The sequence below is a fragment of the Novosphingobium sp. BW1 genome (genome assembly GCF_008107685.1).
In the GTDB taxonomy this organism is placed as follows: Bacteria; Pseudomonadota; Alphaproteobacteria; order Sphingomonadales; family Sphingomonadaceae; genus Novosphingobium.
This window is the reverse complement of record NZ_VIRF01000041.1, coordinates 184186-204801: the sequence shown is the minus strand read 5'-3', so window position 1 is coordinate 204801 and position 20616 is coordinate 184186. Positions and strand designations below refer to the sequence as shown.

Below are 20616 nucleotides of genomic sequence, written 5' to 3'. Positions count from 1 at the left end.
CGACAGATACAAAACAGGGTGATTTTCTTTCCATGAAACGTGCGACCACAGCTCTTGCCGCGCTGGCGGCGAGCTTGTCCTTTGCTGCAGTCCCCGCCGCCTGGGCTCAGGAAACCGCGGCGAGTTATCCGCACACCGTGCGAGGCGCTGGGGATTTCGTCGCCGCAGCCGAACAGGATCTTTCCGACTTCTCGCTCGACAATGCGCGCGTGAACTGGGTCAACAGCACCTACATCACCGACGACACCAACGCGCTCGCGTCCAAGTCGAATGCCGAACTAACCGAAAAGCAGGTCGCGTACGCGGTCGAAGCGGCGCGCTACAAGGACATTCCCGGGCTCGCTCCCGACGTCGTGCGCAAGCTCGATATCCTGAGCCAGGGCATCGTCATGCCTGCGCCAACGACGCATGGCGCGGCGGACGAGCTGGGCACGATCATGACCGATCTCAGTGCGACCTATGGCAAGGGCCGGGGCACTCTCAATGGTCAGGAGATCAACGGCTCGGACATCGAGGAGGAAATGGGCAACCTCGATCACACACCGGCCGAATTTGCCGAGATGTGGGCGAGCTGGCACGACAACGTCGGTGCGCCGATGAAGGACGATTATGTGCGCATGGTCGAGATCGGCAACGCTGGTGCTCGCGAACTTGGCTACGCCGACGTCGGCGCGATGTGGCGCTCCGGCTACGACATGGAGCCGGAAGCTTTCGCCGCCGAGACCGAGCGCCTGTGGCAGGAGGTCAAGCCACTCTATCTTGCGCTGCATACGTATGTCCGCAATAAGCTCAACGCGAAATATGGTTCGGACGTGCAGCCGCAGACCGGGCCGATCCGTGCCGATCTGCTTGGCAACATGTGGGCGCAGGAATGGGGGAGCATCTACCCGCTCGTCGCGCCCGAAGGGGCTGGCGATCTTGGTTACGACATCGGTGATCTGCTGAAGGCGAAGGGCGAAACGCCTGTCGACATGGTGAAGACCGGCGAAGGCTTCTATTCCTCGCTCGGCTTCGATCGGCTCCCGGAAACCTTCTGGACGCGCTCGATGATCACCAAGCCCGCCGACCGGGAAGTGATCTGCCACGCTTCGGCCTGGGATGTCGACAACAAGGACGACATCCGCATCAAGATGTGCACCAAGGTGAATTCGACGGACTTCATCACGATCCACCATGAACTGGGACACAACTACTACCAGCGCGCCTACAACGAGCAGCCTTACTTGTACCTCAACGGTGCGAACGATGGCTTCCACGAGGCTATCGGTGACTTTGTCGCGCTTTCGATCACGCCGCGCTACCTGGTCCAGATCGGCCTGCTTGAACCGGCCAAGGTGCCCAGCGCCGATAAGGACATTGGCCTGCTCTTGCGTCAGGCAATGGACAAGGTCGCGTTCCTGCCGTTCGGCCTGATGATCGACCGCTACCGCTGGGGTATCTTCGACGGTTCGATCAAACCTGCGCAGTATAACTCGGCATGGACCAAGATGCGCCTGGAGTACCAGGGCATCGTGCCACCGGTGGAGCGTCCGGCGGACGGCTTTGATGCCGGTGCCAAGTTCCACATTCCTGGCAACACGCCTTACACGCGCTATTTCCTCGCGCGGATACTGCAGTTCCAGTTCTATCAGGCTGCGTGCAAGCAGGCCGGATGGACAGGGCCGCTGCACCGCTGCAGCTTTTACGGCAACAAGGAAGTGGGCGAGAACCTGAACGCGATGCTGAGCATGGGTATGTCCAAGCCTTGGCCTGAAGCGCTCAAGGCGTTCACCGGCTCCTCGAAGATGAGCGCCAAGCCGATGCTCGACTACTTCGCGCCGCTCAAGGAGTGGCTCGACGAGCAGAACGAGGGGCAGAAGATGGGCTGGTAAGCCTTTACTTCACGCATTAAAAAAGCCGGGATGCGAACGACGCATCCCGGCTTTTTTCGTATCGACTCCAGCGGGCTTTAGCGGAACGGAGGCTCATCGAAGGCGCGCAGCTTGCGGCTGTGGAGGCTGTCGCCTTCTGCCCGCAGCAGGGCGCAGGCGTGGAGCCCGATCTTGAGGTGTCCGGCGATGGCTTCCTCGTAGAAGCGGTTGGCCTGGCCCGGAAGCTTCAGTTCACCGTGAAGGGGCTTGTCCGAGACGCACAGCAGCGTGCCGTAGGGGACACGGAAGCGGTACCCTTGCGCGCTGATGGTCGCGCTTTCCATCTCGATGGCAATCGCGCGCGAGAGGCTGAAGCGGTGGGCCGATGCGGTGTAGCGCAGTTCCCAGTTGCGGTCGTCGGTGGTGACGACCGTGCCGGTGCGCATGCGCTTCTTGAGGTTGGCTCCGCTGTCGCCGCTGACGATTTCGGCCGCCTCGGCAAGCGCCTGCTGGACCTCGGCGATGGCAGGCAGGGGGATCTCGGGAGGCAGCACGGGATCGAGAACCTTGTCGTCGCGCAGGTACGCGTGGGCGAGCACAAAGTCGCCGATGCGCTGGGTTTCGCGAAGGCCGCCGCAATGGCCAATCATCAGCCAGGCTTCGGGGCGCAGGACCGCGAGGTGATCGGTGATCGTCTTGGCGTTGGAGGGGCCAACGCCGATGTTGACCAGCGTGATGCCCGACTTGTCCTCGCGCACAAGATGGTAGGCGGGCATCTGGTGGCGGCGCCAGGCGGTGTCGGACAGACGCGCGCGGGCGTTGTCGGTGCGCTCGTCCAGATAGAGGCCGCCCGCGCCTGCCAATGCGGTGTAGCCGTCCTGACCGATCTGCTTGCCCGCCCAGTCAACGAATTCATCGACATAGCGGTGGTAGTTCGTGAACAGGATGAACTTCTGGCAGTGGTCAGGGCTGGTCCCGGTGTAGTGGGCCATGCGTGCGAGGCTGAAGTCGGTGCGCAGACCGTCGAACAGCGCGAGCGGCTTGGGATCGGTTTCGGCAAAGACCATCAGGCCATCGGCGATTTCGTCGCCGATCATCGCCAGTTCCGTGCTTGGGAAGTGGGCGGCAAGCTGCTGCGGTGTCGCCGTGCCTACGCCGATCCCGTCGAGAACATAGGGGAACGGAATTTCCTGATCCGAGCGTGCGACCTCTATCTCGATGTCGTACTCGGCATCGAGCAGGGTGAGCTGCTCCTTGAGGTAATCGGCAAAGAGGTGGGGCTTGGTGATCGTGGTCGCGTAGGTGCCCGTTTCGACGAGGCGACCAAAGGCGCGGCCATAGACGGCCTCGCGTTCGTGCCCCGCATAGCGCACGGTGAGTTCGGGATAGGTCCACTCCCGCTGGCTGCGGCGCTCCAAGGGCGGGAGTGTGCCGTGTTCGACATAGGCGGCGATGTCCGCCTTGAGAGTGGCGACGGCGGTTTCATAGACGCGGACCAATTCCGCGTGGATCTGATCTATTCTGTTTTGCATCGCCTGTAGTTACGCAATCCATGTTGCAGTGCAAGGGCAGGCGGGGAGATTGCATTCGTGCAGTGGCCCGAGCGTTGCGCGGGCGCAACAGGTGGAGGAGCCACGAAAAAACCCCCGCAGCCGTCCGGCGCGGGGGTTTTTCGTGTCCTGAAGGTCAGGAAGAGGAGGCTCAGGCTTGCTCTTCGCCGTCCTCGGCAGGAGCTTCTTCCTCGACTGCGATCTCGCCGGGCTCGGCGTTGGGATCGTAAGCCTCAGTGAAGCCGCTGGTGTCTTCTTCGAACATGGCTTCCATGACGTTGACGCCCTGGGCCTGCAGTTCGGCTTCGTCAGGCGAACGTGCGACGTTCACCTGGACGTTGACGGCCACTTCGGGGTGCAGCGAGACGCGCACGTCGAAGACGCCGAGGGTCTTGATCGGGTGCTCGAGCACGATCATCTGTTTGGTGACCTGCGCGCCTTCGGCGTTCAGGGCCTCGGCGATGTCACGCACGGTGACCGAGCCGTAGAGCTGGCCCGAGTTCGACGACGCGCGGATCAGGACGACCTGCTTGCCTTCGACGCTGGTCGAGTGCGATTCGGCGGCCGAACGCTTTTCGGCGTTGTCGGCTTCGATCTTGGCGCGGTTGGCTTCGAAGACCTTCTTGTTGGCTTCGTTGGCGCGCAGGGCCTTCTTGTTGGGAAGAAGGAAGTTGCGTGCGAAACCGTCCTTGACGGTGACGACGTCGCCGATGTTGCCGAGCTTCTCGACGCGTTCGAGGAGGATGATATCCATGAGGTAATTCCTCCCTTACTTGACGATGAAGGGCAGCAGGCCGATGTGCCGGGCGCGCTTGATGGCCTGGCTCAGCTCACGCTGCTTCTTGGCGGACACCGCGGTGATGCGGCTGGGGACGATCTTGCCACGCTCGGACATGAAGCCCTGGAGGAGGCGCACGTCCTTGTAGTCGATCTTGGGCGCGTTCTTGCCCGAGAACGGGCAGGACTTGCGGCGGCGGAAGAATGCACGTGCCATGGATCAGTTCTCCCGGTCGCGACGGCGACGGTTGTCGCGGTCGTTCTTGCGCATCTGGACCGAAGGGCCGCCTTCGTGCTCTTCGACCTTGATGGTCATGTAGCGGATGACGTCTTCGTTGATCTGCGTCTGGCGCTCGAGCTCGGCGATGGTGTCGCCGGGGCACTCGATGTTCAGCATCACGAAGTGAGCCTTGCGGTTGCGCTTGATCTTGTAGGCGAGGTTCTTGAGGCCCCAGGTCTCGGTCTTGGTGACCTTGCCCTCGTGGCTCTCGACGATCTCGGTGGCGGCGGCGGCCAGCGCATCAACCTGCGACTGGCTCAGATCCTGGCGCGCCAGGAACACGTGCTCGTAAAGCGGCACTGCAGCTTCCTTTATCTGTCTAACCGATCGCTGGCTTGCCGCACCATTGCGGGGCCCCTCCGGCTTTCTTCAAGTTTCCCGCGAATCCGTGTACGAACGCGTGGGAAGCGGCGCCTTTAGCCGATTGCGGGCCAAATGCAAGATGCCTGAGCACATTCTCGAGTGCGAGGCCGGGGACGAGGGGTGCGCGGAGTGTGACACCCAGGCTGACACAGGTGACCCACTTCAGTGGGAAAAAGGTGTCAGCTGTCACCCTGTCCGACCGGGTCGTCCTGCCGCGCCGGGCCCGCGTGCGCGAACATCGCGGCAAGCAGGGGACGTCGATCCCGCAGGCCCGCATGCGCTGCTTCCGATGAGGACCAGTTCATCGTCGAAAGGTCTCGTGAAACGAATGTTGTTCCTGCCAGGGCGTGGGAAGTGCAGATCTTGCGGTCCTGGCGGAGCCTGGACGGGGAAAACGATGTGCGGGCGTTCGGCAAGGAACGTACATTCAACTGCTGTTTGCGCGACACGCAGATTGAGTTTTGTTCGGTAATTGATTGGTGAGGGGTAACCTTCGAGGTTGCCCCTGAATGTCGATGGAGTATTCGATGACGCTTCGCTCAAGATCAATTTCGAGAGCCGGCGAGAGGTTTTGACGCGGATGGTCTGGATGCCCTGCGTCCCGATCTGATGCGCTGGTCGATCGTGGGCCGGAAATTGGGCGCGTGTGGAAGTTCGCCTGACGTGAACGCCCACGGACGCAAGGCCCGGTCGTGCGCGCCGGGCCTTGCGCTGATGGTCAGAACGCGGTTGAGATCGACAGGTTGACGCTGCGGCCTTGTCCGGCGACCGGGCGCCAGGTGTCGGTCGCGGCGAAGCCGCCCAGGGCCATGCCGCCGAGAGGCAGGTAGTAGCTTTTATCGAAGAGGTTGTTGGCCTCGATCCCGAGGCGCCAGCCTTGCAGGGTATAGGCAGCGCCCAGGTTGATGAGGGCGTAGGCCGAAGTCTCGGGCTCGTTGCGGCGGGTGTCGACGCGGTCCTTGCGGTCCACCCACTCGACGCCTCCGGTCAACTCCAGCGGGCCAGTCCGATGGGTGACGGCGAGCACGGCGTTGAGCGGCATCTGGTGGTAGAGCGGCACTTCTGCGCCGGTGTTCTCGCCATGCACATAGGCCAGCGTTGCGGTGAGGAGCGTGCCCTGTTCGGCGCTGCCCTGAAGGATCGCGTCGGCCGAAACATCCACGCCGTAGAACTCGGCATCGGTGTTGGCGAACTGGAGCTGGACGGCGCGTTCGCCGAGCGTGCCGATTACGTTGGCGTCGATATAGTCGTTTACATGGGTGTAGTAGGGGGAGACCTTCAGGTGCACGTCCTTCGCCGGGGAGACGGCAAAGGCGGCGCTGAAAGTATCGGCGTGCTCGGGATCGAGCGCGATGTCGCCGACATAGCCGTTGCCATCGCCGTACCAGCCGATCATCCGGCTCGCCATCGATCCGCGCCCCCAAGTGTAGCGCTCGTAGATGTTGGGTGAGCGGACCTTGTGCGCATAGCCCAGTTCGACAGAGAGCGCCGCGCTCGGCGTCCAGCGCACCAGTGCCGAGCCCGACCAGTTGGAGTCGGTGCGGCGGCGGTCGGCGGCGTTGAAGGCGGTGGCGGCCGCGACGTCGGCGGCTTGCATCATGCCCGTGCCGTAAGGGGCGACATCGCCGGTGTTCATCTCTACCCGGTCATAACGCAGACCCAGCGTGGTGGTGAGGCTCGATGTCCAGTCGCCGGTCCACTCGCCGAAGGCGCCCACGCGGTTGCGCGATCCCTCGTTGATGTTCACGAAGGCATTGGGGCCCATCATCATCGAGCCTTCGACCGGCGGCCACCAGTCGTTCAGCCACTGGTGATGGTATTCGAGCCCGGTTTTCAAAACGTGATGCTCGCTCAACGGGATCTCGAACTTCGCCGCGCTGGTGAACATGTGGACGCGCGTTTCCATCGGCATGGAGCCCGGGAGCTTGTCGTCCAGGAAGTTCATTGTGTGGTCGGTGTCGCGGTAGCTGGCCGAAAGATCGGCCTTGCCCCAGTCGTATTCGCCCCGGAAGCGTCCCTGGACGAACCACGAGCGGTTGTCGGTCATGTCCATCGACTGGTTCACGAAGCCCTCGTAAGGGCTGTAATGGTAGCCCCCCTTGAGTTCCAGAAGGCCCGCCTCGGTGCGCAGCGCAAGGGCGAGCGCGTGGTCGTTCTTGGCGTATTCGCTGGAGTGGACGGTGCCCAGGTGCCCGCCCGCCTTGTAATTTTCGGACCGGGTGTAGGCGCCGGTATAGGTGGCCGAAAGGTTCTCGCCCGCCAGCGTCAGCGAAACCGAGGTGCCAACGGCGTCGCCGTTCGAGCGGTAGTAGCCCGAGGCGCGCCCGGTCACGAGAAGTGAGCCATCCTTCGAAAAGACCGGCGGCGCGCTCTCGGCGGCAATGACGCCGCCGATTGTGTCACCGCCCAGGCTTACCGGCGAGATGCCCGGGATCACGGTCAACGCGGAGAGCGTCTGCGGGTTGGTGTAGGACAGCGGCGAATTCATGTCGTTGGGGCAGGCCATGTCGATCGGCTGGCCGTCGACGGTGATGCGCAGGCGTTGCTCGGAGAGGCCCCGGATAGCGGGCATGGCGGAAAAGCCGCCGCCGGTGTTGGCCGAGACCCCCGCGATGCGCGCGAGGACCTGCGCGGTGTCGCTGGCCATGGCGCCCTTTTCGAGCAGGTCCTGCTCGGACACGCGCGATCCGACCACAGTGGGATCGGGCATGTGGCCCTCGACGACGGTGAGCGGGGGCGGGGCCTCGTCGGCTTTTGCGGTAGTGCTGGCAAGGAGGGCGGGGGCAAGGAAGGTGCTGGCGTAAAGAACGGTGCGCGCCGCGCGCACGAGACAGGTCTGCATGGTTATGGGGTGTCCTGAATGCGGGATCGGGCGAACGGCGCCGCGCGGCCGCACGCAGGCGGCGCATCGTGGGGGCAATGTTCGCAAGCTAAGAGGCCCCGCCATGGGGCCTCGCAAAAGTCAGGACAGGTGGGGCGGGGCGCGCAGCGGCGGGGTCCAGTAGCGAGGCCGGAAGAGCCGAAGGGGCGGTGCGGGCAGGAAGCCAAGCGCCAGGATGAACGCGAGCGCCAGCGCCAGCAGCGTGGGCTCCGCATGGCCCAGGGCATGCGCGGACAGCGCGGTGAAGGGGCATTCCTTCGCCGCCTTGGCGTGCTGCTGCGAGGAGGTGTCGGGCTTGCCCGGAAGCGCGATCTTCTGGAGCCGGGTGTGGCCCTGGCTGTCGCAGATCCCGACCGTGAGGACCTTGGCGCCCGCGCTCTCGATCATGAAACCCGCCGGGACCAGCGCCTTCATGGCCAGCGCCATCGCGAGCACGAGCGCGAAGAGCCACAGGTGGCGCGCAAGGAAGGAGCGAAGGGCGTGCATGGTGGTCCTGCGCCTAGACCGGAACACAGGGCCTGTCACGCGGGCACGGTGATGATCGCCGGGACAAATCGTCCCAGCCCTCGGGGCTCGTGCGTCGAACTTAGTTCATCGCGAGGATGAGATTCTTGACCTGGGGGTAGACCTGCTTTTCCCACTTCGAGCCCGAGAAGGTGCCGTAGTGGCCCACGCCGGGCTGGAGGTGGTGCTGCTTCAGGTGCGGGCGCAGGCTCGTGCACAGGAGGTGGGCGGCTGCGGTCTGGCCGACCGCGCAGATATCGTCGCGCTCGCCCTCGACGGTGAGGAGGGCGGTCTTGCGGATCGCGCCGCAGTCGACGGGCTCGCCCCGGAAGGTCAATTCGCCCTTGGCGAGAAGCGCGCGCTGGAACACCTTGTCGATGGTATCGAGGTAGAACTCCTCGGTGAGGTCGAGCACGGCGAAGTACTCGTCGTAGAAGCTCTCGATCTTGGTGACGGTGGCCGTCTCCTCATCGGCCAGCGCCTGGTAGAGCTTGCGGAACTGGTCGATGTGGCGGCCCATGTTCATCGACATGAACGCAGTGAGCTGGAGGAAGCCGGGATAGACCCGCCGCCCGGCCCCGCGATTGCGCCAGGGCACGGTCTGGATCATGTTGGCGGCGAACCAGTCGTAGGAATTGGTGGTGGCAAGTTCGTTCACCAGCGTGGGCGATTCGCGCACGTCGATCGGCCCGCCCATCAGGGTCATCGTGCGCGGCTGGCAGGGATCATCGTCGCTCGCCATGATCGCGACGGCGGCCAGCACCGGCACGCAGGGCTGGCATACGGCAAGCACGTTGGCGCCCTTGCGCGCGACCGGATCGCCCAGCTCTTGCAGGAAGGTGATGATGTAGTCGATATAGTCGTCGAGCCCGAAGTCGCCAGCCGAAAGCGGCACGTCGCGCGCGTTCTTCCAGTCGGTGATGTAGACATCGTGGTCGCACAGCATGGTTTCGACCGTGTTGCGCAGGAGGGTCGAGAAGTGGCCCGATATCGGCGCCACGATGAGCACCTTGGGCTGGGGCACCGCGACATCGGGCTTGGCGAAATGAAGCAGGTCGCCGAAGGGCAGGTCCATGAGCACTTCCTCGACAACCGGTGTCTCACGGTTGCCGCAGGGCACGCTCTCGATGCCGTAGGACGGGCGCTTGTGGGTGATCGCGGCCTTTTCGTAAACTTCGGCCAGCGCGAAGAGGCGGCGGGCAAAGGGCATGTCTTTTGCACCATCGAGCGCCTCGTCGCGGAAGCGCCGCGCCATCTTCGCGACAAAGCGAGAGGGGGCGAGGAGATCGTTGGTGGCCTCGTAGGCGTCGTAAAGCATGGGTCTTATCCCTTGTCTTCCGCGTCGGGCGTCGGGTTCCCGTGGCAGGGAACGCGGCGCTCTTCCATCTGCCGGCGGTCCAGGCCCCCGGCCGGCATTGCTGCCTTGCACATGCGCTATGCACCCGGCATGCTGCGCTGCATCATTGGTGGATGCAAGCGAAACCGCCTTTCGTAAGAGAGGCATTTCCGCAGTGCGTCAAGCCTGCAGGGGTGATAGGCTATCCGGCGAGCGGCCAGACGAGGAAGAAGGATACGAGCCATGGTTGAGACGGCGTCCACGCCTGATGGCAAGGCCACGAAGGGCAGCACGGTGCCCGAAATGGCAACTCTCACGATCTCCAGCAAGACCTATTCGGCCTGGTCACTGCGCGGCTGGCTGATGTGCCGCCTGGCCGGCCTCAAGGTGATCGAGAAGCCCGCACCCAACGATGCCAATAATCGGGCCGAACTGCTCCTGCTCTCGCCCTCGGTGCTGGTGCCGCGCCTTACTTATGATGGGGCGAGCGTGTGGGACGTGCTCGCCATTGCCGAGTTCCTCAACGAGGAATGCCCCGATGCACATCTCTTCCCCGAAGACCGCATCGCGCGCGCGCATTGCCGCTCGGTCTCGGGGGAAATCCATTCGGGCTTCACCAACCTGCGCTCGGCGCTGCCGATGAACCTCAAGGTCCGTCACGAGAGCTTCCCCGTCTTCTCGGGCGCGCGTCCCGACATCGAGCGGGTCGAGACGGTCTGGACCGAGTGCCTCGAAACCTACGGCGGCCCATTCCTCTTCGGCGAGCACCCCACCGTGGCCGATGCCATGTATGCGCCCGTCGCGACCCGCTTCCTCACCTATGCCGTCGCCGTTTCGGCGCCGTGCCTCGCCTACTGCAAGACGATCACCGAGTGGGCGCCGATGGCCGAGTGGATAGCCGCAGCGAAGGCTGAACCCGAAGAGATGGAGGAACTCGAAGTCGAGTTCTGAGGTTCGGTTCAGGGAAGACGACATCCGTTCCGCGTACCGTCGTCCTCGGGCTCCCCAAACCATCGACCTCACGTCTCGCGCGCTACTTTCGGCTGAGAGGGGGGAGGTCGCCCATTTTGGGGCCGAGGGGGATGATCCCTTGAAACTACCTGCTTCCTTTTTCGCCTTCTGGCTGTCCTGGTCTGTGGGCCATGTGTGCGACAAACCTCGTTATTTCTGCTAGGAAGTGCCCGCAACCCTATTGAATTTCAGCGATTTTGAGGGGCGTTGGGAACAAGCCCGGCCTTCCCGCTTTCTCAGGAGGTATCGCTGTGTGCGGCGCCGATGGCGCAGCCCGGACATTTCCTCCTCCTGACATGGGATCGCCGCCATGCCTCCTTCTCATCGATTTCGCCCCGCTCCGGCGCGTGCGCTGCACCCGGTGCACGCGGCCCTTCTTGCCGGTTCGCTGCCGCTCTTTGCGGGCACGCTGCTGAGCGACTGGGCCTATGCCGCCAGCTACGAGGTGCAGTGGACCAACTTTGCGTCCTGGCTCAATGCTGGCGCGCTCCTGTTCCTGGGGCTGGCGCTGGTGTTCGCGCTGGTGGATACCATTCGCGGCCTTGGCCGGGGCATCATCTACCTGGTGCTGGTGGCGGCGACCTTTGCCATCGGTCTCGTCAATTCCTTCATCCACGCCAAGGACGGCTGGGCCTCGATGCCGACCGGCCTTGTCCTCTCGATCCTCGTGACGGGCCTCGCGCTGGTCGCGGTCTGGTTCGGCTTTGCCACGCTGCGCAAGGGAGAGGCGGCATGAGGGCGCGTTCCTTCTTCGGCACGCTGGCGGCCTGCGTCGCGCTCGCGGCCTGTTCGGGTGGCAGTGAGGCGCCCGAGTATGGCGAGAATCCGCAGCTTCCCGAAAAGCAGCGCGGGCTTTTGCCCAACATGGAGATCGCCAATCCCGCGTCCTGGGGTGATGCCCGGCCGCAGGTTCCCGAAGGCTATGCGATCACGGCCATCGCCACTGATCTCAAGGTGCCGCGCCAGACGCTGGTCCTGCCCAACGGCGATATCCTGGTGGCCGAGGGCAGCGGCGGCCATGCGCCCAAGCTGCGCCCCAAGGACATCATCGCGGGCTACATCAAGGCCAGGGGCAAGACCTCCGTGGAGGGCGGCAACCGCCTGACGCTGCTGCGCGATGCCGATGGCGATGGCACCTATGAGGCCCGCAGCGTCTTTGCCGACGGGCTCGACGCGCCCTATGGCCTCGCCTTCGCGAACGGCATGATCTATGTTGCCAACCAGGGCGAACTGGTGCGTTTTACCTATCGCGATGGGCAAACCAAGGCCGATGCGCCGCCGATCCGGGTCACCAGGTTGCCAGAGAAGATCAATCACCACTGGACCAAGTCGCTCGCGGCGAGCCCGGACGGGCGTTTCCTCTATGTCGGCATCGGCTCGAACAGCAACGTGGGTGACCGGGGGATGGACGTGGAGGAGGACCGCGCGATGGTCTGGCAGATCGACGCGCGCACCGGCATGCACCGTCCTTTCGCCACGGGCATCCGCAACCCGACTGCGCTCGCCTTCCGCCCCGGCAGCGACGAGCTGTGGGCGGTGGCCAACGAGCGCGACGAACTGGGCGCGAACCTTGTGCCTGACTACCTCACCTCGGTGCGCGACGGCGGTTTCTACGGCTGGCCCTACAGCTACTGGGGGCAGAACGTGGACACCCGGGTCAAGCCCGCGCGGCCCGACCTGGTCGCTGCCGCGATCAAGCCGGACTACGCGCTTGGCGCCCATGTCGCGGCGCTGGGTGTCACCTTTTCCGCCCCGATCATGGGCGAGCGCTTTGCCCAAGGCGCCTTCGTGGGCGAGCACGGCAGCTGGAACCGCAGCGAACCTGTCGGGTACAAGGTCGTATTCGTGCCCTTCAGCAACGGGCGTCCGGCAGGCGATCCGGTCGATGTCGTCACTGGCTTTCGGGGCGAGGACGGTCTGACGCGCGGGCGTCCGGTGGGCGTGACCTTCGATCCGCGCGGGGCGCTCATCATCTGCGATGACCTGTCCAACACCGTCTGGCGCCTCGTGCCCGAGACTCCGGGCAACTCAAAGGACTTCGTACCGGTGGGGAGCACGCGGACGGACATGATGGACGAGGGGTAGGGCGGCGCCCGCACGCCAGCTTCCGCCGTTGGCCACACCCGACAACCTGCCCGAAGCACCCTGAACGCGCAGCCACCCGCTGCACACGCGATTGACCCGGTGGGGACCATTCCCCACCGGGTGCTTTCGGGACCTGGTTGGTCTGAGGCTCGCCGCGCTTAGCGCAGGAGGCTCATCACGTTCTGCTGGGCCTGGTTCGCCTGAGCGATCATCGCCGTCGACGCCTGGCTGAGGATCTGCGCCTTGGCCATCGCGGTCGTTTCCGTCGCGTAGTCGGCATCCTCGATGCGGCTGCGGGCATCGGAAAGGTTGGTCACCGTGCTGGTGAGATTGTTGACCACCGATTCGAGGCGGTTCTGACCGGCACCGAGCGAGGCACGGGTGGCGTTCACTTCATCGAGTGCGGTGTCGACGTTGTCGAGCGTCGTGGTGGCCGCGGCCGCAGTCGAGACGTCGAGCGCCGTGGCGTCGATCAGCGTGCCGTTGATCGCGGTGGAGGTCAGGGTGACCGTCTCACCCGAGTTCGCGCCGGTCTGGATGTCGAAGGTCAGGTCGGTGCCCGAGGTGGTCGAGAACAGCGTGTTGCCGTTGAACTCGGACTGGCTGAGGACATCGTCGATCTGATCGGTCAGCGCGGTCACTTCCTGCTGCATCGCGGTGCGGTCGGTGTCCTGGTAGGTGCCCGAGGCCGACTGGATGGCCAGTTCACGAACGCGCTGGAGCATGTTAGTGACTTCCGACAGCGCGCCGTCGGCGGTCTGGGCAAGGCTGATACCGTCGTTGGCGTTGCGCATGCCCTGGCTCATGCCGCGGATCTGCGAGGTCATCGAGGTCGAGATGGCCAGGCCAGCGGCATCGTCCTTGGCCGAGTTGATGCGCTTGCCGGTCGAGAGGCGTTCCATCGACACGCCGAGCATCTTGTTGGCGGCGATCGAAGCGTTCGAAGCACGGATGGCGGAGATGTTGGTGTTGATGACAGACATGATTTAATTCCCCAGTTTCAGAAAGTTGTGAGAGCGTTTGGTTGTTCGCTCCGGTCATGGGGAAGAACGGACGGGGCGTGGGAGCTTTAAGGCGCCGTTCGCGTTTTTTCGTGATTGGGGGCGCATGCAAGGCCGCTGCGATGGGGGCAAGGCCCCGGAAAGGCGCAGGTTACGGCGGCTTTCGCTTGATTGCCGAAAAAATCCCCCGCATGTCGTCTCGAAGGGGCCTTCTGCCCCGTTCTTCATGAGGATTACTGCACGATGCCCACCGGTCTTGTCGCCCTTCTCGACGACGTTTCGGTCATTGCCCGCGCGGCCTCTGCCTCGATCGACGATGTCGGGGCGGGCGTGGCCAAGGCGGGAAGCAAGGCTGCGGGCGTGGTCATCGACGATGCCGCGGTGACGCCCGGCTATGTCACCGGCTTCACGCCCGACCGCGAACTCCCGATGATCTGGCGCATCACCAAGGGCTCGATCTTCAACAAGCTGGTGATCTTGCTCCCCATCGCGCTGATCCTGAGCGCTTTCCTGCCCCAGGCGATCACCCCGATCCTGATGGCGGGCGGCCTGTTTCTCTCCTTCGAGGGCGCCGAGAAGGTGATCGAGAAGCTCTCGGGCACCAAGCACGGCGAAACGCTGGAGGACGAGATCAAGGACCCGGTCGCCTTCGAGAAGGCGCGTACCAAGGGCGCGATCCGCACCGACCTCATCCTCTCCGCTGAGATCATGGCAATTGCGCTGTCCGAAGTGAGCGACGAGGGGCTTGTCACCCGCGCGATCACGCTGGCCGTCGTGGGCCTCGTCATCACCTTCTGCGTCTATGGTGCGGTCGCGCTGATCGTGAAGATGGACGACGTTGGCCTGCATCTGGTGCGCAAGTCCTCCGAGCTGGCGCAGGCCGTCGGGCGTTTCCTGCTCAAAGCGATGCCGGTGGTGCTCAAGGTGCTGAGCTTCGTGGGCATGCTGGCCATGCTGTGGGTCGGCGGGGGCATTATCCTTCACGGTTTGGAGGAACTGGGCCTGCCGGCCCCGGCGCATTTCGCCCACGGTGTCGAGCATGCGGTGGCGAAGGCTTCGGGCACGCTGGGCGGCGTGACCGGCTGGGTGTCCTACGCCGTGGTCTCCGCGCTGCTCGGGCTGGTGCTGGGCACGATCATCGCTTTTATCTTACACATGTTTGCCAAGGATGAGGGCTGCGAAGCGGCGCATTGATTGTTTAATTGCCGACACAATCACTGTCCAGATTTAGGACATATGCCTATAATTAACCTTGTTTTTATTTAATTCAGCCGATCAGTTCATTCATGCTTAACTGCATTTAATTGTTGTGGTTTGGAGAGAGTGTGGTGGGCATGTCGATGAATAATCGGAATGAATACGGGTATGTCGCAATGATGCGGGCGCGCGCCGCCATCGACGATCTGACGAAACTTCTTGAGGTACAGCAGGCGGCAGGCGCGGATGCACAGGTGAGGCCGAAGTCACCGTTGGAGGCGGTCTCGAACCTCTACCGTGTACGCAGAATGCGCGACGAAGTCCTGGGCAAGGACCTGTTCGGGGAGCCAACGTGGGACATTCTTTTGGATCTCTACGCGATGCACCAGCAGGGCCGCGAGTGTAGCGTGAAGTCGGTTTGTATCGCCTCGGCCGTTGCTCCCACGACGGCGCTGCGCTGGTTCAATGTGTTACTGGGCAAGGGGCTGTTGACGCGGCTGGACGATCCACGCGACGGGCGAAGATCAATCGTGCAGATGACCGAGAAGGGACTTCGCGCGATGGATGAGCTTGTCGCGCGGATCTGAACGCGACCTTCGCGGTTGCGATCGTGACCGGCTTGGTCAGAGGTGCGCTATCCGTTGTTCGAGACTGCCGATCACGCGGTGATCAGAATTCGGCCCAGTCGGCGTCGGTGGCTTCCTCGGGCTTAAGCGCGAGCGCGCCCGAGGTGCGCGGCGCGGAATAGGCCGCCGGTTCGGGCAGGGCGCGCGGTGCAGTCGCCTGGGCGGGCGGCACGACGCTCAGGGGGTTTCCTCCCGTCGCGCCGACATCCAGCTTGAACATGCGCACCAGCTTGGCAAGGTCCTCGGCCTGCTGGGCGAGGTTGCGTGCGGCCGCGGTGGTTTCTTCGACCATGGCCGCGTTCTGCTGGGTCATGCGGTCCATGTCGCCAATGGCTGAATTGACCTGGCTAAGCTGCCCGGCCTGGTTCTGCGAGTTGTCCGAAATCTGCGCGGCGAGCCCGGTGATCCCGGAAACCTTCTCGACGATGCGGCGGAACACCTCGCCGGTGCGCCCGACCAGCGCGACGCCGCGTCCGACCTGCTGTTCGGACGATCCGATGAGGTCCTTGATGTTCTGTGCGGCTTCCGCCGAGCGCTGGGCGAGCGCGCGCACTTCGTTGGCGACGACCGCAAAGCCCTTGCCGGCATCGCCGGCGCGCGCGGCCTCGACTCCGGCGTTCAGCGCGAGAAGGTTGGTCTGGAAAGCGATCGAATCGATGACGTTGACGAAGGCGCCGATTTCCTGGGTGGACTTCTGGATACCGTCCATCGCCTCGACCGCTTCTTCGACGACCTTGCCGCCTTCCCGGGCCTCGGCCTCGGCGTCGGAGACCGAGCGGTTGACTTCGCTCGCCCCTTGCGCCGACGTTTGTACGCCATTGGTGAGCTGGTCGAGCGCGGCGGCCGATTCCTCGAGCGCGGCAGCCTGGCTTTCGGTGCGCTGTGAGAGGTCGTCACTCGCTGCCCGGATTTCGGAGGCGCCGACTCGGATCTGCTCGGAGGAGGCGGCGACCGCGCCCAGCGTCTGGGCGATGCAGTCGCACATCGCGGCAAAGTCGGACTGGATCTGCTCGAACCCGGCGGGCAGCTCGCCCAGCTGGGTGGTGAGATCGCCCTGCGCGACGGTCTCGAGCGCGACGGAGAGCGATGAGAGCGTGCTCTCGCGGCTCTGGTCCTGCGCGGCAAGATAGGCCGAGGTGGCGATGTCCATGTCCATTAGCGAGACCTTGATGAGCGTGCCCAGGCGCTTGGCGCGGGTCTTCATCAAGGGGCCGGCAATGCCGCCGGTGATGTCGCGTTCGATCACTTCGGCAAGGATCTGCGCATAGGCGCCGATGTAGAACGTGGGCGGAAGGCCGATGCGGGCGTGGACCTGCCCAATGCGTTCGGCGCGCGCCATGTAATTGCTGTCGATCCGGCCCGAGAACAGGTCGACCCAGTGGTCGAGCTGCTTGGCGCGGGCGTGGTCCATGACGCTCTGCGACTTGAAGAAGGAGGCGCGTCGCCGGTCGGCCCGGACGAGCGCGTAGAACTTGTCGAGGACGGCCGGCCCGGCGCGGGAGATGAGCCGGGCGATCCCGCCGAACCGGGAATTGTCGGTTTCTGTCAGTGCGAACATTTCCAGCCGGTCGGAAATGTCCATTTTCGATGTCGTCTCGGACATGCCATGGCCTCGTTGGATTTCGATGCCTTGGTCCTAGGGATGCTTGTGGAATTTAGCGTAAGCAAGGGCTTAGGTAGCCTTACGCGAAGCGGTGCAGGAAAGGGGGCGGTAAAGGCGTTGCGAGCCGACGCAACAATGCGCGCCGGGAAACCGAAGTCTCCCGGCGCGCCGTGGCCGTGTGCGGGGGATGGAGAAGGGATCACTCCTTGCGCAGGACGACCATGGTCTGGTTAAGCAGCTGGTACGCGATCTCGCCGAAGGTGACGGGCCCGGCCGCGCCGCCGATGGCCACGCCCTCCAGCTTGCCGAACGTGAAATTGAGGATGCAGTTGCACGACCACACCGTGCCCGCCGTGGGGTGTTCGGCGAGCGCCTGCCGGAAATCGTCCGCATAGTCCGCCACCGGCGCGGCAAAAGCATAGTCGACTCCGGGGAATACGGGCGCAAACAGTTCCACCGTGCCCGTCTCGGTATCGATGGTCTTGAGAGAGGCGTTGACGTGCGCGCCGCCATAGTTGCCTACCAGTGGCAGGTCGCACCCCTGGAGGCCCCGCGCCAGCACGTAGTCGTGGAAGCGCTGCCGGTTGCCATTGACGGTGCACCACTCGGGCGTGAAGCTGGTCTCTTCGAAGTGGATCACGTCGCCGCCGTCGGGTGCGAAGATGTTGACGATCTCGATCAGCGGGCTCTCGCCGTTGGGCAGGGTGACCTGGGCCACCGCGACGCGGTCGGGGAAGGCCTTGGCCACCTGGCCGTCGTAGACCCAAGGGGTATGGCCTGCCTTTTCCAGATCATGCCCCGAGATCCAGCCCACGGTCGGGCGCATGAAGGCCATCGGGTAGTTCGCCGCGTTCTGGGCAAATTCGGTGTGGCATGCCGAGCCGCCCGGAATGATGGCAAGCGCCAGGCCGTTGTCCGGCGCCTCGCCCGAGATGCGCTCCAATTCGTGCGCTTCGTAGGTGGCAAAGGTAACCGTCCCGATCGCGCCGAGGTCGGTCACGAAGAGCACGTCGTCATCGACGATCTGGCCCCCTTGCGCAGTCATGAAATAGGGCGAGGTGCCCGCGATCCAGTTGCCCGCGGGCAGCCGATCAAGCGCGGCCTTGCGGCCGGCCAGGCTGAGGCTGGCCCCGGCCTTGATGAGATCGACAACGGTGTCGATAGGCAGGAGGCCGTTGATGGCCCCGCCCTCAGAGACGATTGAGCTGGGCGACTTCATTTGCAAGGGACCTCTCCCACTTGACGAAATAGTTATAGATTTCGGTGGCCTTGGCGCTGGCCGGGGCCGGGCTGAGTTCCAGCCTCTTCATGAGCATCTGCGTGCCCAGATGGCTCGTTTGCAGGCGCGAGAGGCCGCCATTGGCCAGTCGCCCCCACACCGGCGAGCCTTGTGCAGGTAAAGACATATCCGCTCCCGAATGTTCGTGGCATCCGCCCTCTAGCGGAGGGTCTGCTAAATCCGGGTTGGAGGCCCTTAGGGATATCTGCGAGGCTGGCGGACGACCGGGCGCTATTGCGAGGCCTCGCAACAAGCAGGCAGGGGGCCCCGGAAATACAGGATGAGAACTTCGCGTCGCGCCGTGGAGCCGGGCAGGGCTTTACAGTCGCCCCTACGCTACCTGCTAGGTGATTGAAAAAACTCTCTTTACACGGCTTCCCCGCGCCGCAGAAAGGGCTGTCCCACCTCTGCGTGCACAAAGGAATGACCCATGAGCACGACCAATACTCTGCCTGTCCATTGCGTGGCCCTCAATTTTCGCCAAGCCCGGATGCGAGGACAAGCTTCGCGACGCGCCGCTGGAGCCCGGTGGCGTAGGTCCACAAGGACAAACGCTTTGTAAGCTACGATCTGCACCAGCACCTCGACGATCCGCGCCGCTTCGTGATCATCCCGCAGGGGCATGACCGCGCGACTTTCGATCCCCACATTCGCGCGCCGCATGTCAACGCGTTCCAAGCCAAGGTTGATGACTGGATCGAGAGCGGCTTCTGCCATCCGCTGGCGCGCATTTCCTGACGCTGTCCGGCCCGCGCGAAGGGCCGGCTGCTCGGGGACTGCGCTCGAACGCGGTGCTCAGGCGAGGCGGGCGAGCAGGTCGTGGGCAAAGACCGTCAGCGTGTCGTCGCGCGCGCCCATCACCACGATGCGGTCACCGGCCTGCGCGATCTCGGCAATCCGGTCCGCGCAGGCGCTGCGTTCGGGAACGTACTCGGCGCGCGCGCCAGCCTCCTCGATCTGGCGCACGATCCGTTCGCTACCTTCGCTGCGGTCGACCGTGCCACCGAAATAGACCGGATCGCACAGGATCGCGACGTCGTTTGCGCCCAGCTTCCAGCCGATTACCTGCGCCAGCTCGGCGCCCATCTGGCGCAAGGGACCGTAGCCGTGCGGCTGGAAGAAGGCGATCACGCGGCCCGGGTGGGATTTGAGCGTCGTGAGCGTTGCTGCGACCTTGTCCGGGTTGTGCCCGAAGTCATCGATGACGGTAATTCCCGAAGGCGAGGTGCCCACGATGTCGAAGCGACGGGCGAGCCCTGCAAAGCTGGAAAGCGCTTCCACCGCGTCGGCGATCGCCACCCCGGCGGCGTGGCTGGCGGCAATCGCGGCAAGCGCGTTGTAGAGGTTGTGGCGCCCGGGCACCTGCAGCGTGAGCGCGTGGCGGGTGCCTTCCAGCCGGTCGTGGACGGTAGCCTGCAGCGAGGTTGGCCCCTCCATGATCTCCCCGGCGCGCAGGCGCGCATTGGGACTGCTGATGCCAAAGGTGATCGCGGCATTGGCCCGGTGGGCGAGCGCGGCGCTTTCGGAATCGTCGAGGTTGATCGCGGCGATCTCGGCTGAGGCGAGGAAATCGCCGAAGAGTTGGCGCAGCTCCTCCATCGACTTGTGGTCGAGGCTGACGTTGAGAAGGGCAGCCACCTTGGGACGGTAGAGCGCAATCGAGCCGTCGCTCTCGTCGACCTCGGAGACGAACGCGCGGCCCTTGCCCACGCGCGCGCTGGCGAAGGGCGCGTCCTCGGAGACGAAGTTCTTCATCACCGCGCCGTTCATGATCGTGGGATCGGCGCCCGTTTGCGTGAGGATCCAGCCGGTCATGCCGGTGACGGTCGACTTGCCCGAGGTGCCGCCGATGGCGATGCCTTCTCCGGCGGCGTTGAAGAGCGTGGCGAGAAGCTGCGCGCGGCTCATACGCGCACAGCCCAGTTCTTTCGCGCGCACGACTTCGGGAACGGTGTCCTCGACAGCGGCCGAGGCGACGAGGGTCTGTGCGCCATGCGTTATCCCGCTGCCGTCCTGAGGGTGTAGCGCGAAGCCCAGCTCTTCCAGCCAGGCGAACTTTTCGGGGCTTCGGCCCTGGTCCCGGCCCCGGTCCGAGCCTGCGATGGTGGCGCCAAGGCCCTTGAGGATCAGGGCAAGCGGCAGCATGCCCGATCCGCCGATGCCGCAGAAGAACCAGGGATGCGCGGTCAGGTCCGCGGGCGTCGTGGCGATAACGGGGGTATTGGCGGGAACGGCGGCGGCCTCGGGGCTTTGGGTCATGCCGCTATCGGTAT

Annotated in this window: 18 protein-coding genes and 1 pseudogene; 7 read left to right on the top strand and 12 right to left on the bottom strand. The window is 64.3% G+C overall.

The annotated features are described in order from the left end of the window. The first annotated feature begins 32 nt into the window (after positions 1-32). Entirely contained in the window at positions 33-1871 is a 1839-nt protein-coding gene (locus FMM79_RS02580; protein WP_148625853.1) for a M2 family metallopeptidase, read from the top strand. A 77-nt stretch (positions 1872-1948) separates the two neighbouring features. Here the strand turns inward: FMM79_RS02580 and FMM79_RS02575 are convergent, their stop codons facing one another. The 7 genes from FMM79_RS02575 to FMM79_RS02545 form a co-directional block, all read right to left on the bottom strand. Continuing rightward, a complete protein-coding gene (locus FMM79_RS02575; protein ID WP_148625851.1) occupies positions 1949-3382 on the bottom strand; it encodes an AMP nucleosidase in 1434 nt (477 codons plus the stop codon). Between the two features lie 169 nt (positions 3383-3551). Next, positions 3552-4154, bottom strand: coding sequence for a 50S ribosomal protein L9 (gene rplI / locus FMM79_RS02570; protein WP_148625849.1), 603 nt, complete (start codon positions 4152-4154; stop codon positions 3552-3554). A gap of 15 nt (positions 4155-4169) precedes the next feature. Beyond that, positions 4170-4394: a 30S ribosomal protein S18 gene (gene rpsR, locus FMM79_RS02565; protein ID WP_039284546.1), complete on the bottom strand. Its 225-nt coding sequence runs from the start codon at positions 4392-4394 to the stop codon at positions 4170-4172. Between the two features lie 3 nt (positions 4395-4397). Then, positions 4398-4757 carry a 30S ribosomal protein S6 gene (gene rpsF, locus FMM79_RS02560; protein WP_039394560.1) on the bottom strand — a complete coding sequence of 120 codons (360 nt, stop codon included), beginning with the start codon at positions 4755-4757 and terminating at the stop codon, positions 4398-4400. A 781-nt stretch (positions 4758-5538) separates the two neighbouring features. After that, on the bottom strand, positions 5539-7662 hold the full coding sequence (locus tag FMM79_RS02555) for a TonB-dependent receptor (protein WP_148625847.1): 2124 nt from the start codon (positions 7660-7662) through the stop codon (positions 5539-5541). A 120-nt stretch (positions 7663-7782) separates the two neighbouring features. Further along, on the bottom strand, positions 7783-8187 hold the full coding sequence (locus tag FMM79_RS02550) for a DUF2946 family protein (protein WP_148625845.1): 405 nt from the start codon (positions 8185-8187) through the stop codon (positions 7783-7785). A 100-nt stretch (positions 8188-8287) separates the two neighbouring features. Continuing rightward, positions 8288-9523: a polyhydroxyalkanoate depolymerase gene (locus FMM79_RS02545; RefSeq protein ID WP_148625843.1), complete on the bottom strand. Its 1236-nt coding sequence runs from the start codon at positions 9521-9523 to the stop codon at positions 8288-8290. A gap of 321 nt (positions 9524-9844) precedes the next feature. On the opposite strand from FMM79_RS02545, the gene FMM79_RS02540 reads away from it, so the two are divergent. From FMM79_RS02540 to FMM79_RS02530, 3 genes are all read left to right on the top strand, one after another. Further along, positions 9845-10492 carry a glutathione S-transferase gene (locus tag FMM79_RS02540; RefSeq protein WP_148626170.1) on the top strand — a complete coding sequence of 216 codons (648 nt, stop codon included), beginning with the start codon at positions 9845-9847 and terminating at the stop codon, positions 10490-10492. Positions 10493-10862: 370 nt separating this feature from the next. After that, the gene (locus FMM79_RS02535) at positions 10863-11288 is read left to right on the top strand and encodes a DUF2231 domain-containing protein (protein WP_148625841.1); all 426 of its coding nucleotides are present in this window, start codon (positions 10863-10865) and stop codon (positions 11286-11288) included. Continuing rightward, positions 11285-12637, top strand: coding sequence for a sorbosone dehydrogenase family protein (locus tag FMM79_RS02530; RefSeq protein WP_148625839.1), 1353 nt, complete (start codon positions 11285-11287; stop codon positions 12635-12637). Before FMM79_RS02535 ends, FMM79_RS02530 begins: the two co-directional genes overlap by 4 nt. Positions 12638-12795: 158 nt before the next feature. On the opposite strand, the gene FMM79_RS02525 is transcribed toward FMM79_RS02530, so the two are convergent. Then, on the bottom strand, positions 12796-13620 hold the full coding sequence (locus FMM79_RS02525; RefSeq protein WP_148625837.1) for a flagellin: 825 nt from the start codon (positions 13618-13620) through the stop codon (positions 12796-12798). 261 nt (positions 13621-13881) lie between these two features. Between FMM79_RS02525 and FMM79_RS02520 the strand changes: the two genes are divergently transcribed. After that, entirely contained in the window at positions 13882-14832 is a 951-nt protein-coding gene (locus FMM79_RS02520; protein WP_148625835.1) for a DUF808 domain-containing protein, read from the top strand. A gap of 140 nt (positions 14833-14972) precedes the next feature. Continuing rightward, on the top strand, positions 14973-15422 hold the full coding sequence (locus tag FMM79_RS02515) for a hypothetical protein (protein WP_162528421.1): 450 nt from the start codon (positions 14973-14975) through the stop codon (positions 15420-15422). Between the two features lie 82 nt (positions 15423-15504). Here the strand turns inward: FMM79_RS02515 and FMM79_RS02510 are convergent, their stop codons facing one another. From FMM79_RS02510 to FMM79_RS02500, 3 genes are all read right to left on the bottom strand, one after another. Then, the gene (locus tag FMM79_RS02510; protein WP_240338932.1) at positions 15505-17064 is read right to left on the bottom strand and encodes a globin-coupled sensor protein; all 1560 of its coding nucleotides are present in this window, start codon (positions 17062-17064) and stop codon (positions 15505-15507) included. 199 nt (positions 17065-17263) lie between these two features. Continuing rightward, the gene (locus FMM79_RS02505; protein WP_148625832.1) at positions 17264-18283 is read right to left on the bottom strand and encodes a hypothetical protein; all 1020 of its coding nucleotides are present in this window, start codon (positions 18281-18283) and stop codon (positions 17264-17266) included. Beyond that, positions 18255-18470, bottom strand: coding sequence for a hypothetical protein (locus FMM79_RS02500; protein WP_039394532.1), 216 nt, complete (start codon positions 18468-18470; stop codon positions 18255-18257). Before FMM79_RS02500 ends, FMM79_RS02505 begins: the two co-directional genes overlap by 29 nt. Before the next feature lie 440 nt (positions 18471-18910). On the opposite strand from FMM79_RS02500, the pseudogene FMM79_RS22040 reads away from it, so the two are divergent. Continuing rightward, positions 18911-19081: pseudogene (locus tag FMM79_RS22040) on the top strand (putative quinol monooxygenase); the annotation flags it as partial. A 57-nt stretch (positions 19082-19138) separates the two neighbouring features. Here the strand turns inward: FMM79_RS22040 and FMM79_RS02490 are convergent. Further along, entirely contained in the window at positions 19139-20602 is a 1464-nt protein-coding gene (locus tag FMM79_RS02490) for a glutamate ligase domain-containing protein (RefSeq protein ID WP_148625828.1), read from the bottom strand. Between the last annotated feature and the right edge of the window lie 14 nt (positions 20603-20616).